13 protein-coding genes are annotated in these 17,875 nt (G+C 36.8%); all 13 read left to right on the forward strand.

The genetic code is table 11. The features are described from left to right. Positions 1-14 precede the first annotated feature (14 nt). The 13 genes from EIZ37_RS04940 (at position 15) to EIZ37_RS05000 (ending at position 17,855) form a co-directional block, all read left to right on the forward strand. Positions 15-1,277 (forward strand): ABC transporter ATP-binding protein, encoded by a 1,263-nt coding sequence (locus EIZ37_RS04940; protein WP_167568672.1) that lies wholly within the window; start codon positions 15-17, stop codon positions 1,275-1,277. 5 nt (positions 1,278-1,282) lie between these two features. Beyond that, on the forward strand, positions 1,283-2,776 hold the full coding sequence (locus EIZ37_RS04945) for a class I SAM-dependent methyltransferase (RefSeq protein ID WP_167568674.1): 1,494 nt from the start codon (positions 1,283-1,285) through the stop codon (positions 2,774-2,776). Positions 2,777-2,814: 38 nt separating this feature from the next. After that, positions 2,815-5,568, forward strand: coding sequence for a glycosyltransferase (locus tag EIZ37_RS04950; protein WP_167568676.1), 2,754 nt, complete (start codon positions 2,815-2,817; stop codon positions 5,566-5,568). A gap of 27 nt (positions 5,569-5,595) precedes the next feature. Continuing rightward, complete coding sequence (locus EIZ37_RS04955; RefSeq protein ID WP_134683464.1) at positions 5,596-6,864, forward strand: glycosyltransferase; 1,269 nt, start codon at positions 5,596-5,598, stop codon at positions 6,862-6,864. Beyond that, positions 6,845-7,963, forward strand: a complete 1,119-nt coding sequence (locus tag EIZ37_RS04960) for a glycosyltransferase (RefSeq protein ID WP_235827893.1) — start codon at positions 6,845-6,847, stop codon at positions 7,961-7,963. Before EIZ37_RS04955 ends, EIZ37_RS04960 begins: the two co-directional genes overlap by 20 nt. Before the next feature lie 428 nt (positions 7,964-8,391). Further along, positions 8,392-10,905, forward strand: coding sequence for an LTA synthase family protein (locus tag EIZ37_RS04965; RefSeq protein WP_134683466.1), 2,514 nt, complete (start codon positions 8,392-8,394; stop codon positions 10,903-10,905). 100 nt (positions 10,906-11,005) lie between these two features. Beyond that, positions 11,006-11,959, forward strand: a complete 954-nt coding sequence (locus EIZ37_RS04970) for a glycosyltransferase family 2 protein (RefSeq protein WP_167568678.1) — start codon at positions 11,006-11,008, stop codon at positions 11,957-11,959. 294 nt (positions 11,960-12,253) lie between these two features. Further along, the gene (locus tag EIZ37_RS04975; protein WP_134683468.1) at positions 12,254-12,994 is read left to right on the forward strand and encodes a sugar phosphate nucleotidyltransferase; all 741 of its coding nucleotides are present in this window, start codon (positions 12,254-12,256) and stop codon (positions 12,992-12,994) included. 36 nt (positions 12,995-13,030) lie between these two features. Beyond that, the gene (gene rfbC / locus EIZ37_RS04980; protein WP_134683469.1) at positions 13,031-13,576 is read left to right on the forward strand and encodes a dTDP-4-dehydrorhamnose 3,5-epimerase; all 546 of its coding nucleotides are present in this window, start codon (positions 13,031-13,033) and stop codon (positions 13,574-13,576) included. Between the two features lie 14 nt (positions 13,577-13,590). Next, entirely contained in the window at positions 13,591-14,613 is a 1,023-nt protein-coding gene (gene rfbB, locus EIZ37_RS04985) for a dTDP-glucose 4,6-dehydratase (protein WP_134683470.1), read from the forward strand. After that, positions 14,613-15,464: a dTDP-4-dehydrorhamnose reductase gene (gene rfbD, locus EIZ37_RS04990; protein ID WP_134683471.1), complete on the forward strand. Its 852-nt coding sequence runs from the start codon at positions 14,613-14,615 to the stop codon at positions 15,462-15,464. The genes rfbB and rfbD overlap by 1 nt, the downstream gene beginning before the upstream one ends. Positions 15,465-15,580: 116 nt before the next feature. Then, complete coding sequence (locus EIZ37_RS04995; RefSeq protein WP_134683472.1) at positions 15,581-16,447, forward strand: glycosyltransferase family 2 protein; 867 nt, start codon at positions 15,581-15,583, stop codon at positions 16,445-16,447. 4 nt (positions 16,448-16,451) lie between these two features. Beyond that, positions 16,452-17,855 (forward strand): undecaprenyl-phosphate glucose phosphotransferase, encoded by a 1,404-nt coding sequence (locus tag EIZ37_RS05000; protein ID WP_134683473.1) that lies wholly within the window; start codon positions 16,452-16,454, stop codon positions 17,853-17,855. Positions 17,856-17,875 lie beyond the last annotated feature (20 nt).

Raw genomic sequence — 17,875 nt, forward strand, 5'->3', positions numbered from 1 at the left:
GAGAGATGACAGAGATGATTAAATTGAGAAATATAGGTAAAAAATTCCATGACTATTCTAATCCAATCGAACGGTTTAAGGAGTTTTTTATCCCGGGAAAAAGGGATCAATTTTGGGCTTTAAAGAATATAAACCTAGATATCGGTAGAGGTCAAACCGTTGCAATTATTGGCCCAAATGGTTCGGGGAAAAGTACCCTTTTGCAAGTAATCGCTGGGATTCTTCACCCTAGCCATGGGGATATTCAGGTGAATGGTAAAGTTTCCGCTCTACTTGAACTAGGGGCTGGATTTAACCCTGATTTTACAGGAAAAGAAAATGTTTATTTAAACGCTTCGATTCTTGGTATGTCTCAGGGTGAGATTGATAAAAAGTTTAATGATATTGTTTCGTTTTCAGGTATAGGTGAATTTATTAGTAAACCAGTAAAAACATATTCAAGCGGAATGTTTGTAAGATTGGCTTTTGCCACAGCGATAAACGTAGACCCTGATATATTAATCATCGATGAAGCACTTGCAGTGGGGGATGTAGCTTTTCAACAAAGGTGTATGACCAAAATAAAACAATTGCAATCTGAAGGAAAGACTATTATTTTTGTTTCTCACGATACATCTGCAGTAAAGAGCTTGTGCGATCATGCAGTTCTCATGCACCATGGTGAGATTATCGAACAAGGCAATCCAGAATTAATGGTAAATAAGTATTTAAAACTTGTATACCAAGAGACTTTGTCCGGAGTATCCGAAGAAGAGGAGAAAGTGTGGAGTCACCAAAGGAAAGATGCAGATATTAAGATGGTTACCGTCATTCCTAATATTGATAATCGATTTGGCAATGAGATGGCCAAAATCATTGGTGTAGGGATTTTCGATAATCAAGATAATGCAATAACGGTTGTAGACTCCTCTGACCAAAAGGTCAACGTGAAAATATCTGTAAAGTACATGGCCCAAGTAGATAATCCGATTATCGGTTTTGTTATGCGAGATCGATTAGGAAATGATATAACCGCAACTAACACATATCTCGAAGGGATAAAAATCGATAAAGGAGATAAAAATATGATCCAAACTATATTGTTTGAGATCCATGTTCCAGAGTTATTAAAAGGTCATTATTCGATATCTCCCGCTATTGCTAACGGCTCTTTATCTAACCATGATATGTGTGATTGGATTGATAATGCGATAACTTTTGAAGTTACCAATTCAAGGTTAGTATATGGAATGATGCGGCTACCTACCGAGATTTCATATTCTACATTTAAAGGGTGATTATAGTGGAATTTACAGGAGAACGGGTTGTTCCAGGAAAAGTCCCTATTGATCTATACCGTGAACATATTACTAGGTACCTTTTTGCCAAGAGTTTTATTCAACCTGGCGATAAGGTATTAGATGTAGGCTGCGGTACCGGTTACGGAACGTATGAATTAGCTTGCATTCCAAATGCGAACGTCATTGGTATTGATATTTCGCATGAGGCTATTAGTTATGGAACAGAGAATTTTATAAAGGATAACTTAGAATATCTGCAAATGGATTGTACTCAGTTGGAATTAGAAGAGTCAGTGTTTGATGCCGTCGTTTCATTTGAGGTGATAGAACATCTGGAACAAACAGAAAAATATCTCAATGAAATTAAGAAAGTATTAAAAGAAGAGGGGGTATTTATTGTATCTACCCCAAACAAGAAAATGTATTCAGATGTTCAAAGTGATTATGAAAATCCCTACCATGTAAAAGAATATTATCTTAATGAGTTCATTGCTATTTTAAAAAGGGAATTTACTAATGTATCCATATATCTTCAAGATTTTATACAAGGTATAACCATAAAACCTTTCATGTTAGAAAATGAGTCCTTGGGTTATGTGACAAAGGTTCCACTTGAAGATACTAAGGTAGATCCAGAATCTACATCCTTTTTTGTTGCAGTATGTTCAAACGTAGATGTTGATGTAATAGAAGAGCTCATTTTCCCTTTTACTAACAGCAATATCATATCTGAGAAAGATAAATGGATATCAGTTCTTCAAGAAGAAGTTAGCAAACGGGACGAAAGCGTATATAGGTTGCAAGAAGAAAATGAAGAAAAGGATAAATGGATATCTGCTCTTAGACATGAAGTCGTTCAACGAGATGAAAGCATGTTGAGGTTGCGACAAGAAAGTGAAGAAAAGGATAAATGGATATCTGCTCTTAGACATGAAGTCGTTCAACGAGATGAAAGCATGTTGAGGTTGCGACAAGAAAGTGAAGAAAAGGATAAATGGATATCTGCTCTTAGACATGAAGTCGTTCAACGAGATGAAAGCATGTTGAGGTTGCGACAAGAAAGTGAAGAAAAGGATAAATGGATATCTGCTCTTAGACATGAAGTCGTTAAACGAGATGAGAGCGTGTCGAGGTTACAACAAGAGAATGAAGAAAAGGATAAATGGATATCCACTCTCAGACATGAAGTCGTTAAACGAGATGAGAGCGTGTTGAGGTTACAACAAGAGAATGAAGAAAAGGATAAATGGATTTCCGCATTAAAGGAAGAGATTAGCAAACGAGATGAAAGTGTACTTAAGTTGCAAGAAGAAAACAAAGAAAAGGAAAAGTGGATATCCTCACTAAAGGAAGAAGTCGTTAAACGAGATGAGAGTGTAATGTTGTTACAACAAGCAAATGAAGAATGGGGAAAAATAGTAGACACACTTAAAGAGGAAATAAGAAAGCGCGATATCAATATTTTGTCGTTGGAATCTAAAATCAATTCATATTAATTTAGATGGAAATCAAGAGAGTAAAGGGGGCAACTCGATTGGATGAACAGAAAAGTGCTGTAAACAAATTACATCAGACTGAACAAATTTTGGAGAAAACAAAATTTGTTAATGAACTTAATATACACTCGTTAGTAGAACTCAATAATCAGATTCAACGTGCGCAAAATACAAAAGCCTGGAAGATGATGTGTTTATTACGGAGATTTAATGAACAGTTTTTGAAAGGAAGCAGTGCTGAAAAAGGAAAGTTCTTAAGATGGTTTAAAAACAAGCTCTTGAATCAACCAATCACAAAAGATCAGGAGCTTATGTTCTATAGCCCCATTAAAGAAGCAAAAATTCAGAATATCGATATAACGGAAATGAATAACACTGGTGTGGAAACAATCGATGAAGTTCAGCCAATGGGAATGATTGATACATCTTATGTAAAATATAATGTTCCGAATGGGGTAGACATTCTTAGATTTCCTGTTATTGAATGGGACTTTAGATGGCAGCGCCCGCAGCAAATGTCTGTTCAATTTGCGGATAATGGAAATCGTGTTTTTTATTTTTCAATTGATACGTTAGAGCATGAAGCTAATTTAACATATGAAGATGTCTCAAAAAAAGTAATAATAAAGGAACTCCGTAAGAATGTATGGTGGGTAAAGCTTTGCTCCAAAAATCGATTGAATGCTTATAAAGACGTAATTGATGATACAGATGATATTCAATATTTAAAATGGTCGATTGATTATATCAAGGAAAGATTTAAATTTTCTCATTCTGTTTCAATTTTAGATCTGCCATTTTGGGCACCGCTTGTATTTAGTTTGGAGAATAATAGAGTAATTTATGATTGTATGGATGACCATGCCGGTTTTTCTACAAACTCTGTAGAGATGTTATCTTCAGAAAAGTCATTGATTGTAAAAGCAGATTTAGTTGTAACGTCTTCTCAATTGTTATATGAAAAAGTAAAAACTCAAAACAAGTCGACGATTCTTGTTAGAAATGCCGGTGAATACGACCATTTTGCTTCAAGGCCGCTTGCGTTCTCAGAGGAGATAGAGAAGATTACTGGTCCCGTTATTGGATATTATGGAGCCATTTCTGAGTGGTTTGATATTCAATTAATTGAACAGTTAGCAAAGCGAAATCCTAAATGGACCTTTGTTCTTGTTGGGGATACTTTCGGATGTGACACTTCGAGGGCAGAGCAACTGCCAAATGTCGTGTTCACTGGAGAAAAGCCATACACAGTTTTGCCTCAGTATCTTCATTGTTTTGATGTTTGCGTGATTCCTTTTTTAGTTAATGATCTTACGTTAGCAACGAATCCTGTCAAGGTTTACGAATATCTTGCAGCAGGCAAGCCAGTTGTTTCTACTCGTTTACCCGAATTGGAAATGATTCGCGACTACGTTTATTTAGCATCCTCTGTAGAAGAGTTTGAACAATCAATTAACCAAGCTTTAACAAAACAGGATTTACAGAAAGCGGAAATGCGCAAAGAGTTTGCATTGGACAATACGTGGCATGCAAGATTTGTGAAATTAAATAATGAAATAAATTCCCGTTTCTATCCAAAGGTTAGCATTATAATAGTAACCTACAACAATTGGTCGTATACGAAACAATGCTTAGACAGTTTATTTAGGAATAATGGCTATCCAAACGTTGAGATAATTATTGTTGATAATGATTCTTCTGATGAGACTAGAATACAATTGGCGCGTATTCAGCACCCGCAATTAAAAGTCATTTTGTCACCAACGAATACAGGTTTTGCCGGTGGAAATTCAATTGGTTGTCAGGCGGCAACGGGAGAATATATTATTTTGCTCAATAACGATACAATAGTTCCCCCCGGCTGGTTAGAGAGATTGTTAACTCCCTTACAAAAGGATCCTTCACTTGGTATGGTTGGACCAATGTCGAATTCAGTTGGCAATGACCAGATGTTAGACCATTTTGTTGGAAATGCAATAGAAGGTGCAGATCCTAAATGGCTTGATGAGTTTTATAAACTTTATCGTTCCCGTATTCGATATACAGAATTACTCGGTTTCTTTTGTGTAGCGATGACAAGAGAAGTTTATACAAAAATTGGCGATTTAGACGTCAATTACGGGATAGGCATGTTTGAAGATGATGATTACTGTGAGCGTGTGAGACAAAATGGTTATAAGCTCGGTATCGTAGAGGATGCCTTTGTCTACCATCATGGAAGTGTAAGCTTTAAGAAGTTGGAAAATGATAAGTATCGCTCGATTTGGGAAAAGAACAAACGCTACTTTGAACAAAAATGGGGGAAAGAGTGGCAATTTCCAAAACACCCAGCAAGTTTATTTTGGAATGCAATGGATTCCGAATCTATTGCCGAAGCCATTAGACAATCAGGGAAGAGGAGCATCTTGATTCTTGGAGAAAAAAATTGGGAGCCAGATAATCGTGGACGTAATATTGCGGTTGCTCTTGCACAAAAGGATAATCTAGTAATTGTTTATTCTCATTTTTATCATGATAAAGAATTGATAGGTACTCGCAAGGTAGGACATACACTTTATTTGACCAATAGAGTTGATTTGTTTGAAAGTACCGTTTTTGATCAAGTGTTATACTGCGGAGAATCTGATTATCATAATGATATTAAGGCCAAAGTTGTTGCAGTGGACCGAAACGCATATATTCATGAAGAAATAAGTGAGATAATTACGAAGTCAGAAGTGATAATCGAAGAGGAAACTGTGGAAAGAGTAGTCGATGCATTGACTGATAAAGCTATATTGAGTCATTCATAAGTGGTGTTTATGTTAGGAGAGGAATAAATGGGTATGATTAAGAAAATCTATAAGTCTGTAAAAACGCCAAAAACATTAATTCGCAAGCTTCTTAATCGTTTGCCACAAGGTTTTATTAAAAATACATTTATTCCCTTTCCAAAAGAAGAAGAAATCATTAAGGAATTGGAAGATATTTTCCAAAAAGGTAGTGCAAAAATATTTATCTTTCCCCTTCCGACGTGCCCTTGGGGGTATATGTTCCAACGTCCTCAACAAATTGCACGGGCTCTGGCTGAGAAAGGTTATACCGTCCTGTATTTAGTGGACACTAATTTTCCTTTCTCGCCGGATTGGGATGTAAGGGGGGTGAAACAGATTGAACCGAACTTATATTTATATAACGATAATGCAAGTGGTCGTCTTTTAAGTCAAATTAAAAGTAAGAAGGATGTTGTGATCTGGCAGTTTTGGCCTCATCAAAGAAAGTTCGTAAAGAACATTGAAATGCATTTATCAGCGCCCGTTACTAAGATATATGACTGTATTGATCATTTGTCTACTTTTTTGAGTTATGAAAGGATTAATGAAGACTTTAATATATCGGTGAAAGAAGCGGATATTGTAATAGCGACAGCAAAGAGCATATATAAAGAACTGATTGATATAAGAAAAGATACGCTCCTTATTCAAAATGGCGTTCGAATTGAGGATTTTATTTCCTTTGAAGAGCGTTGCTGGGCTCAGCTCGAGCAACTAAAGACAGATACAAATATTATTGCTGGATATTACGGAGCTATTGCGGACTGGTTTGACTTCTCAACAGTTGAGTTTTTAGCAAGAAAGAATAAGGATTGGACATTTCTTTTTGTTGGTGAAATTTATCCTGAAGTAGAGGATAAAGTTAACGAGTTGAAAAGATATAATAATGTGAAGTTTTTGCCCAGGGTTTCATATGCCGACATTCCACAGTTGCTTGCTGCGTTTGATGTAGCTCTACTACCATTTTTGATAAATGATATTACCGTGAACACTTCTCCTGTAAAAGTATATGAGTATATGGCAGGCAGAAAATTGATTGTAAGTTCAGACCTTCCAGAAGTTCGGAATCTGTCTCCAATATTTGTTGCACGGAATCATGAAGAGTTTCATGTAAAATTACATGAAGCATTTCAACAAAAGGACAATAAACTGATGCAGCAACAATTACTGGAATTAGCTGGAGAGAACACTTGGTCCAAACGAATTGAAGCAGTATTATCCCCGTTGGAAAAAGGTTGTGGACTTGTTGAAACTAATGCGAATAGCGATCTTTGATAGGTGGGATTCAGGTATATTTCCTGGTGGCGATACTGTTCAAATCAATGCGATTGCATCATTTTTAGCAGAGAAAGGCTTTTACGTTAAGATTTTCAACAGTTATAAAGTTAACCTGAATGAATTTGATGTCGTGTTTATTTTTAATTTGACACGTCCATTTGAGGCGTATATACAGGCTAAGGAATGTTTGAAACAGGAAAAGCCATATATACTTTTTCCTGTGTATTGGGATTTGGATAGTTTGAAAATGCCGGATGAAATTTTTTCTCCGGTGCAGTTTATTCCTAATTCAGTAAAATCTCGATTAAGACCCCTTGTTTTTTGGAAAAACAATAGGGTAATGCTCCAAAATTACGATATATCATTCACTGAAATCAATAGTGTGGAAAAAGCGATTCGATATATTTTGAATCACGCGAAATATATTTGCCCAAATTCCTATGCAGAAATGGAACACCTAATTGAGCGCTTTGGTGTACATGAAATTAAGGATAAAAACGTCGTATTGCTAAATGGGATTGATACGCGAAAAATTGTACACAGTTCGAAACATGACATGGACATAGGGATATCACTTCCTGATCACTATTTATGCTCTGTTGGGGGAATAGGTCCCCGAAAAAATCAACTTAACCTAGTAAGAGCTGCAAAGATGGTGGATATCCCTTTGGTTATTATTGGGAGGGCATCAAAAGACTGTGAAAAATATGCTGAGAAGGTTTTCAAAACAGCAGGGAATAATGTTACATTCATAGACCATCTTCAACAGGAGACCGTTTTTCAAATCATGAAAAAGTCAAAAGGACATATGCAGACCAGTTTTATTGAAACACCCGGTCTCGCTTCTATCGAGGCCCTAGCACTTGGTCGTCCTATTGGTGTTTCTGATGTTGCTCCTGTCCGAGAATATTTCGAAGAACTTGCAATATATTGTAACCCTCATGAGCCTCAATCTATTGCAACAAGTATGGAGAAACTATTTTACACAGAGCATGAGGCCGATGTTGATGTCATTCTGGATAGGTTTGATTGGCATATAGTTTTGGATAAGTTGATTTCTTTACTATCAAGTATGGAAGGTAAGCTAGTCTTGTAGTGGGTTTGTCCGTACGGAGTTGTTCCGCTAGAAAATTTTGAAACAGCAACATGCTAAAACTAGAAAAAGAAATAAAAACTCACTTTTATACAATATAAAAGGCTGAATAAATTATTATGAACGAATCTGTTGAGCATCCCCAAACAGTATCAGAAACGCCCCTGTTAGGAAAGTATTCCTGAACAATTTTCAATTTACAAGATAGAAATCTAAGCAGAATGGATTGATCTAAATGATAGTATTGGTATATGGCAAATAGAAATGAATGGATGAGCATGGGAAGTAAAGAGTTATATCATTCATCTTTTTCACAGTATGATAGATAAGGTGTTAGGAAAAATACAACCAGAAATGGCCGCATCTTGCAAAACCTATTAAAAAGTGGGTTTAGAGCGCTAGTTAGGCCACCTAAAAGGGGCTTGAAACTAATGAGTAGACAAATTGATTATTTTAAGGGGTTGTTAACAAGCAGCCCCCTTAATAAGAAAATAGGACTTGTAACACTATTTCTTTACATTTTACTTCTATTATTTTGTATAGAGTATGTTCATAGAAATAGTCTGTCAGCTACTTTTTATTGGGTTGTAGGCAACATTGAATCATTCATAATGAACTATCTGTTGCTTACACTTGTAATTGGTGTGCTCTTTTCTGTAATTGGCTATATGAATGTTTCTTTAATTGCTGCAACTGTCATTTTTATGATGATGACCATTATCAACTACTATAAAATAAAGATTTTAGGGATGCCATTATTACCGTGGGATCTGTTTCTAAATAAAGAGGGTATGGATATCGTACCGCTTGTGGTACAACAGGCTGTTTTGTTTCCTGTGCTGCTTACGCTTATACTTATCGTAGTTGTTATCGTAATAAAAAGGAAAAATTTAATTGTTTTTTCTGCAAACTATAGGGCTAGGATTGTAACTGGCGCTGTTTTTTCACTTTTACTCTTAGTAGTTTCTTATTTTCAACCATCTCAAATTATGAATATACTTCATTATTCGGGAATTGATAACCTTGTCTATAACCAAAAAGAAAACTACGAAACAAATGGTATGCTTTTGGCATTTACTTTAAATGTGAGCAGCTCATTTATTATTTCGCCGGATAACTATAGTAAACGAGAGATACTAAAAATTGCAGATAACGTTAATTCTATTGACTATAAGAGTGATATAAAGCCAAATGTAATAATCGTAATGAATGAGTCTTTTTGGGATCCAACAATTTTGAAAAATGTATCATTTAAACGCGATCCAATACCTAATTTCCGAGAGATGCAACAAGACCATCCATCAGGTTATTTGCTTTCTCCCACTTATGGAGGGGGAACAGCAAATGTCGAATTTGAAGTGCTAACTGGTAATTCAGTTAAACTTTTACCAGGTGGTTCCATCGCTTATGAAGCGTATGTTAATCGTCCCATTGCATCATTGGCAAGTTATTTTTCCGAAAAGGGTTATGAGACTCTTGCGGTCCACCCATATCATCGATGGTTCTATAATAGGGACTCAGTCTATCAATTACTTGGGTTTCACACTTTTATTAGCGGTGAGCTTTTTAGTAATCCTGAGTATAAAGGCCCTTTCATTTCTGATTCAGAGGTTTCCAGGAGGATTTTAGATGAGATGGATAAAACTGCGAAACCAGATTTTATCTATGCGGTTACGATGCAAAATCATGGTCCTTACAATGAAAAGAGATATAAGAAAAACGAAATAAAGGTTACCGGTGATTTATCACAAGAGTCAGTTAATATGTTAGAAACCTATTCTCAAGGTTTACATGATGCAGATCTAGCTTTAAAGCAGCTAGTTGACCATTTTGAAAAGAAGAATGAACCTACAGTAATTGTTTTTTTTGGCGATCACCTACCTTTATTGGGTAACGATTTTTCAGTATATAAAGAAGCAAAATTTATTGACGCAAATGGTTCTGATGAAGAAAAAGTAAGAATGCAATCAGTTCCTTTTGTAATATGGTCCAATTATAAAAGCCAAAAATCACACATTGATTCCATGGAAACCACAAGCCTAGGTTCATACTTATTAGATTATATTGAAATGGAGAGTCCCAAATATTTTACTTTAGTTAGACAAAGCAATGAGCGAATAGCAAAATTGAAGGATGCACTCAGCAAAATGTACGATGAGGGAGAAAAGAGAGATATAGAACAAGGTATAAAGCAAGAAGAAGACAAAAATTGGTTGATTCTTTACGATCAATTGTTTGGGAACAATTACATGGGATCAAAACTTCCTGTTGTTCAAGCCGAAAAAAAAGTTGTAATTAATTCGATGACTATTAAGAAGACTTATCCAGATTTAATTGAGGCTGGTAAGAAATTTAACGAAACCGGAGGGAAAGCTGCCATAGTCATAGAGGGCGAGAATATTGGAAGCGGATCTACTATATTTTTAAATGGTAACAAAGTTGAAACGTCTTTCGGAGAATATGGTATCGTATCTGCGGTTGTACCAGAAGAACTTTTCAAATTACCAGGAAATTTAAAAGTTCAACTAAAAGTGCTTGATTCAATGGGGAGCACAATCTCAGTTTCAAATGAAGTTTCTGTTCCAATCATTGAATCACATGAAAAAAGTATAGTGAATCAAACCGTAGTGGAGAACCCACCTTATAAAAATAACATTGTTATTACTAAAATTTATCCCGATGTGGTCACCGCGGGGGAAATATTCAACCCAACGAATGGACAAGCAGCTATTGCCTTAGAAGGAACAAACTTTATTCAGGGTTCTAAAATCTTTTTGAATGGAGTTGAAGTACAAACTGCATTCGGGAAAAGCAGTTTCATTTCTGGAATAGTACCAAAGAACTTGTATGAGAAATCAGGTACTCTGGAGGTCCAAGTAAAAGTATTGGATTCGACGAATCAAATAGTTGCCCAATCTAACAAAGTCGTTATTCCGATTAAGTAAGGAGAATAGGTACCTTGCATGAGAAACTGCTCTGAGATAAGGTACCTTTACATTCTTTCATGAGCAATAACCTACTTCAAAATAGAGAAGTGGTGATATCGTGAGACCATCTGTATCCATAAACATTGTGACTTACAATAGCCAGGATGACATTCTTAACTGTTTGAAGGCAGTATATGAGCAGACTGGTACGTTTACACAAAAAGTTATCGTCATAGATAATTGTTCATTAGATAATACCGTATCTCTTATAAAAGATTATTTTCCTAAAGTAACTATCATTAACAACAGCACAAACATTGGATTCGCTGCAGGACACAATATCGGTATACTTAAATCGGAGCAGGCTGATTACGTTCTAACGCTTAATCCTGATGTTATGATTAAGCCTGATTACGTGAGTTCCTTACTTGCTGTTATGGAGGGGAATGGTAATGTTGGTATGGCAACGGGGATGCTTGTTTCTGCTGAAGGAAATAAAATCGATTCAATGGGGATTGGATTGACGAAGAGTAGACGTGCATTTGATCTTGGCCAAGGAGACAGCCTTGATGATTATTACGAAAATAGAGAGATTTTGGGGCCTTGTGCTGCAGCTGCTCTGTATCGTAGAGAGTTTATTAACGATATTTTGATAAACGGCGAGTTTTTCGATAGCGATTTTTTCATCTATAAGGAAGATGTAGACGTATGCTGGAGGGGACAACTGTTAGGATGGTCATCACTCTTTGTCGCAAACGCTGTGGCTTTTCACAAACGAGGCTGGAAAAGAGAGAAGCGAAGAGATATTAACAAAAATGTTAGATTCCATTCCTTTAAGAATAGGTATCTGATGATCATTAAAAATGATGATATTCCGAATCTAATTCGCCACATTATACCAGTTGTTTTTTTGGAGATCCAATTCTTTATCTATATATTGTTGAGGGAACCATATCTCTTAAAAGCCTATCTCCAAGTTGTTATATTGATTCCTAAACTCGTAAAAAAAAGAATGGAAATAATGAAAAAGAGAAGAAACTCTCCTGAAAAAATGAGATTATGGTTTGATTAAAACTAAAAGGCAATACTTTTACAAGAAGTAACTTTATCATATTAAAAAAATCTACTGTCCAGAAGGACGTAGAGAAAATTTTCTCTGCGTCCTTTTATTATTATTTTACTTACAAATTTCTCAGATCGGCTATTAATCTGTACTAGTATTTATATGCAACATATTGATATACAGAGATTTCTTGATCCGGGTATAAAATTTTCATGGTATAATTTCAACGTTGTAAACGGTGGCCTGTATGTGTGATTAATGATAAAAGACGAATTCAAAAATGCTGCAGATAGGAGACTTCCAATGAAAGGGATTATACTCGCAGGTGGTACCGGGTCACGTCTGTACCCGTTGACAAAAGTAACTAACAAGCACTTATTACCTGTTGGTAAATACCCCATGATTTATCATGCCATTCATAAGTTAAGACAAGCAGATATTCATGATATCCTAATCGTGACTGGCCGTGAACACATGGGGGATGTTGTAAATTTGCTAGGAAGCGGATATGAATTTGGTGTTACATTTACCTACAAGGTGCAAGATCAGGCGGGGGGAATTGCCCAAGCTTTAGGTCTCGCAGAACAGTTTGTCGGTGATGATTTGGTGACTGTTATACTGGGAGACAACGTTTTCGGTGATGATATATCCAGTTATGCTAAAAACTTTTTGCAGAAAGGGTATGGGGCTAAAATTCTTATTAAAGAAGTTCTTGATCCCAATCGTTATGGCGTAGCCGAACTGTCAGGGGATAACATCATTTCAATTGAAGAAAAGCCAAAGTTTCCAAAAAGTCGTTTTGCCGTAACAGGTATTTACATGTACGATAGCACGGTTTTTGAAATCGTAAAAACGTTGAAACCTTCAGGTAGAGGAGAGCTGGAAATAACCGATGTAAACAATGCCTACATTGAGCGAGGTCAACTAACCTTTGATATTCTAAATGGTTGGTGGACAGATGCGGGTACCCACGTTTCTCTCATTCACGCAAATGAATTAGCAAAGGATCTGGACTATGGTGAGGACTTCGGAAAACTAAAATAGGTGACCTTTTGTTAAGCTAAAGAGGTGGAAATTGATATGAATATAATGAAAACGAAACTAAACGGGGTACTTATTATTGAACCCAATATTTTCAGTGACACCCGAGGCTTTTTCATGGAGAGTTACAATGAACAAAAATATAAAGATTATGGTTTGGATTTTCAATTCACACAAGACAACCATTCGCTCTCTACTGAAACAGGTACGATACGAGGACTTCATTATCAGCTAACGCCTAAAGCACAGACAAAGCTTATCAGAGTAATAAGAGGTGCCATATATGATGTGGTTGTAGATATTAGAAAGACATCTCCCACATTTGGTCAGTGGATTGGGGTAATTTTAAACGAAGAAAATAAAAGACAGCTTCTTGTTCCAAAGGGTTTTGCACATGGTTTTTGCACATTGGTAAAAAACACAGAAGTACTTTATAAAGTTGATAACTATTATTCACATGAGCACGATCGTGGAATCATTTGGAATGATCCGGAATTGGGGATTGATTGGCCGACTGCTAATCCTATCCTGTCAGAAAAGGATCAAAAGCATCCTCGGTTAAAAGATGCAGAGATAAATTTTTAGAGGTGGGAAAATAGATGAAACTGCTAGTTACGGGTGGAGCTGGATTTATCGGGAGTAATTTTATTCGATATATGAGCAAGAAATATTCAGATTACGAACTCATTAATCTCGATGCCTTAACTTACGCGGGAAATCTCGAAAGCCTTAAAGATCTGAAAGGAAATCCGAAATATCAATTTGTTCACGGAAGCATTACAGATCGAGATCTTGTGTATTCCCTTCTTTCCCAAAGAGTGGATGTAATTGTCAACTTCGCGGCGGAATCACATGTGGATCGAAGTATAACGGAACCCGATGTCTTTGTAAAAACCAATGTAATGGGAACACAGGTCCTATTGGATGCTGCGAAAAGTGCCGGGATCAAGAAATATGTTCAAATCTCAACGGATGAAGTATATGGAACACTTGGGGAAACTGGTTATTTCACAGAAAACACACCGCTTAGCCCCAATAGTCCGTATTCAGCAAGCAAAGCAGCAGCTGACCTATTGGTTCGTGCTTATCATGAAACTTACGGATTGCCAGTTAATATTACCCGTTGCTCCAACAACTATGGACCCTATCATTTTCCGGAAAAGCTGATCCCTCTTATGATTATCAATGCAATGAATGGCAAGGAACTTCCCGTTTACGGTGACGGTTTACATGTTCGTGATTGGCTTCATGTCGAGGATCATTGTGCTGCTGTCGACCTGGTTATTCATGAAGGCAAGCCAGGAGAAGTTTACAATGTCGGTGGTAATAATGAGCGAACGAACTTGGAGATAGTGAGGAAAATTTTATCTGAGTTGGGTCAATCCGAAGAAATGATTAAATTCGTAAAAGATCGACCTGGTCATGATAAACGCTACGCCATTGATGCGATGAAATTAAGAACTGAGCTTGGGTGGGAACCAAAATATACGTTTGAAACTGGCATTGTTGAAACGGTTCAATGGTACATCAATAATCAGGATTGGTGGAGCCGCATTATTAATGGAGAGTATCGGGATTACTATGAAAAACAATACAAGAATCGTCTTGAAGAGGTAAAATAATGAGGATCTTGGTTACTGGGGGAAAAGGCCAACTCGGCGTAGAAGTAACTAATACATTAATGGCTAATGATCATCAGGTGTGTTCTTATGGTCGTGATGAACTAGATATTACTAATCTTGACGAAGTTATAAAGACGATTGAAAATCTACGTCCCGAGGTGATTGTTCATACTGCCGCTTATACCCAAGTAGATAAGGCTGAGCAAGAGGTTGATCAAGCCTATTTGGTCAATGCTTATGGGACTAGGAATATAGCAGTCGCCGCAGAGAAAATTGGAGCAAAACTGATTTATATCAGTACGGACTATGTCTTTGATGGCGAATCGAATATACCGTATACAGAGTTTGTTCCGACAAATCCACGGACGGTATATGGTAAATCGAAGTTGGCAGGCGAAAAGTTTGTTCAGCAACTTTCGAGTAAGTTTTTTATTTTGCGCACGTCATGGGTGTATGGGAAACATGGTAACAATTTTGTGAGGACAATGTTGAAATTGGCTACACAACAACCAGAGTTACGTGTTGTTCATGATCAGGTCGGTTGTCCGACTTATACCAGAGATTTAGCAGAGTTCATTTCAAAGGTCATGTACTCGGAAAAATACGGCATTTATCACGTTTCTAATGCTGGTCAATGTTCATGGTATGAGTTTGCTAAAGCCATCTTTGAAGAAACGAGATCAAATGATATTCGAATCACTCCTGTAACGACTGTAGATTTTCCAAGGCCAGCACCCAGACCGAGATATTCCGTTTTCGATCATATGGCGATTCGATTAAATGGGTTCCAACCAATAAGGCCATGGAAAGATGCCTTAAAAGATTATCTAGATGAAATGCATAATGACTAGAGGGCGTGACTCTCTAGTTATTTTTTTGCCATCATTCTACTTGCACTCTTTGACAAAAAACGACGAAATCAATGATATAATAGGCAAGATGACATACAAAAAGGTGTAGGGGGACTATGGATCTTAGCATCATAATTGTTTCTTATAACACATGCGAATTAACCCTGAATGCACTGCGTTCGGTAGTTGACTCTCAAATAACATACAGCTATGAAGTAATAGTCGTCGATAACAATTCAACGGATGACTCTGTTTCTAGAATATCGCAAGAGTTTCCTCAGGTAACTCTCATTGCAAATATTGAAAACCTAGGCTTTTCAAAAGCGAATAATCAAGCGATGAAAAGAGCAGCAGGTCGTTATATTTTATTGTTAAATTCCGATACAGTTGTAAATTCCGATACACTTGAGATTATGGTTAACTTTATGGACCTCCATCCAGAGATTGGAGCCGGCGGTTGCAAAGTGCTATTGCCCGATGGTGGTTTAGATAAAGCATGCCGCCGGGGCTTTCCGACACCATCTGCTTCATTATATTATTTATTGGGGTTATCCAAAATGTTTCCAAATTCACCAAAGTTCAATCAATATCAATTAGGTCATTTAGATCCCGATCAAGATTATCCGGTAGACTGCTTAGTTGGTGCATTTATGATTGTTCGAAGAGAGACAATTGAGCAGGTTGGTTTACTTGACGAGGAATTCTTTATGTATGGAGAAGATGTTGATTGGTGTTACCGTATTAAGCAACATGGCTGGCAACTATATTATTACCCATACACCAGCATTATCCACTATAAAGGGGCCAGCAGCAGACGTAGGCCTTTTAAAATCGTTTATGAGTTCCATAGAGCGATGTATCTGTTTCATAAAAAGCATTACCAGCAAAGGTATTCATTCATCACAAATTTTATCGTTTATTTAGGGATAGCACTTAAATTCGCTATTACTTTATTACGAAATCAATTATCACGAATTGGGTGATTTGATGATAAGAAACAATGAAAAATTTTTATCGCAAATATATGCAGTAACTGACTTAATTATCATTCAATGCATTTTTCTGTTTTCTTACTGGCTGAAGTTTCATGTTTTTTCGACAGATGAAACACATTTGCCTTTTGGTACCTATTTTCTATGGAGTTTTATTTACGGGATCATTGCAAATGGTATCGGCTTTTTAACGGGTTTTTACTCTCCAAAGCGTAAAAAACGCTTCTCGTTTGAAGCGTTTAAAGTAATCCAGGTTCATTCATTAAGTTTGTTGGTATTGCTTAGCTTCTTATTCATTTTCAAAGAACTGCATATTTCCCGAACATTTCTTCTGATCTTTCTATTCAATAACATTTTGCTCGTTAATGTTTACCGATACGTAATTAAAATCTCATTAAAACAATTTCGGAAAAAGGGATACAACAAGCAATTCATTCTTATCTTAGGTGCGGGATCTTTAGGAAGAAGGTTCCATCAAACAGTCTTGCGGCATCCCGAGATGGGCTTTGAAGTGATCGGCTTTTTAGATGATAATTTGGTTCAACACGATGAGGAATTTTCGCAATATAAACCGATTATTGGTAATATCGGTGATTTAGAGAATATCCTTGAAAACAATTTGGTTGATGAAGTGGTGATTGCATTGCCGCTTCGTGCACATAAAAAGTATGGACTTATTATTGAAGTATGTGAAAAAGCAGGAGTGCGTACATTAATCATTCCCGACTTTTTCGACATTCTTCCAGCCAGACCTTATATCGACAACTTTGCAGATATTCCAATGATTAACGTGCGAGATATTCCACTTGATGAGATTAGAAATCGTTTGTACAAAAGGATATTTGATATTGCATTTTCACTTGCAGCCATCGTCGTGACTTCACCGTTATTGCTGTTGATCGCGGTTGGAATTAAATTAACTTCTCCAGGACCGGTCATTTTTAAACAGGAAAGGGTTGGGATGAACAGGCGCACTTTTTCCATGTATAAATTTCGCACGATGAAAGTATTGTCCCAAAAGATTTCTGACACACAGTGGACAACTGAAAATGATCCTCGTAAAACGAGATTTGGATCGTTTTTGCGTAAGACGAGTTTGGATGAACTCCCACAGTTCTTCAATGTTCTAAAAGGGGATATGAGTGTTGTGGGGCCACGCCCGGAACGTCCGTACTTTGTCGAGCAATTTAAGGAGGAGATCCCCAAATACATGGTAAAACATCATGTGCGGCCGGGGATTACTGGTTGGGCACAAGCCAATGGTCTACGTGGAGATACTTCGATCGAGGACCGGATTATTCATGACATTTTTTATATTGAAAATTGGACATTACTCCTAGATATACGCATTATTTTTAGAACAATTGTGAGGGGCTTTGTTAATAAGAACGCGTATTAAATCTACATGATGGGGGTACA

It is taken from the genome of Brevibacillus migulae (assembly GCF_004521915.1).
Classification (GTDB): domain Bacteria; phylum Bacillota; class Bacilli; order Brevibacillales; family Brevibacillaceae; genus Brevibacillus_F; species Brevibacillus_F migulae.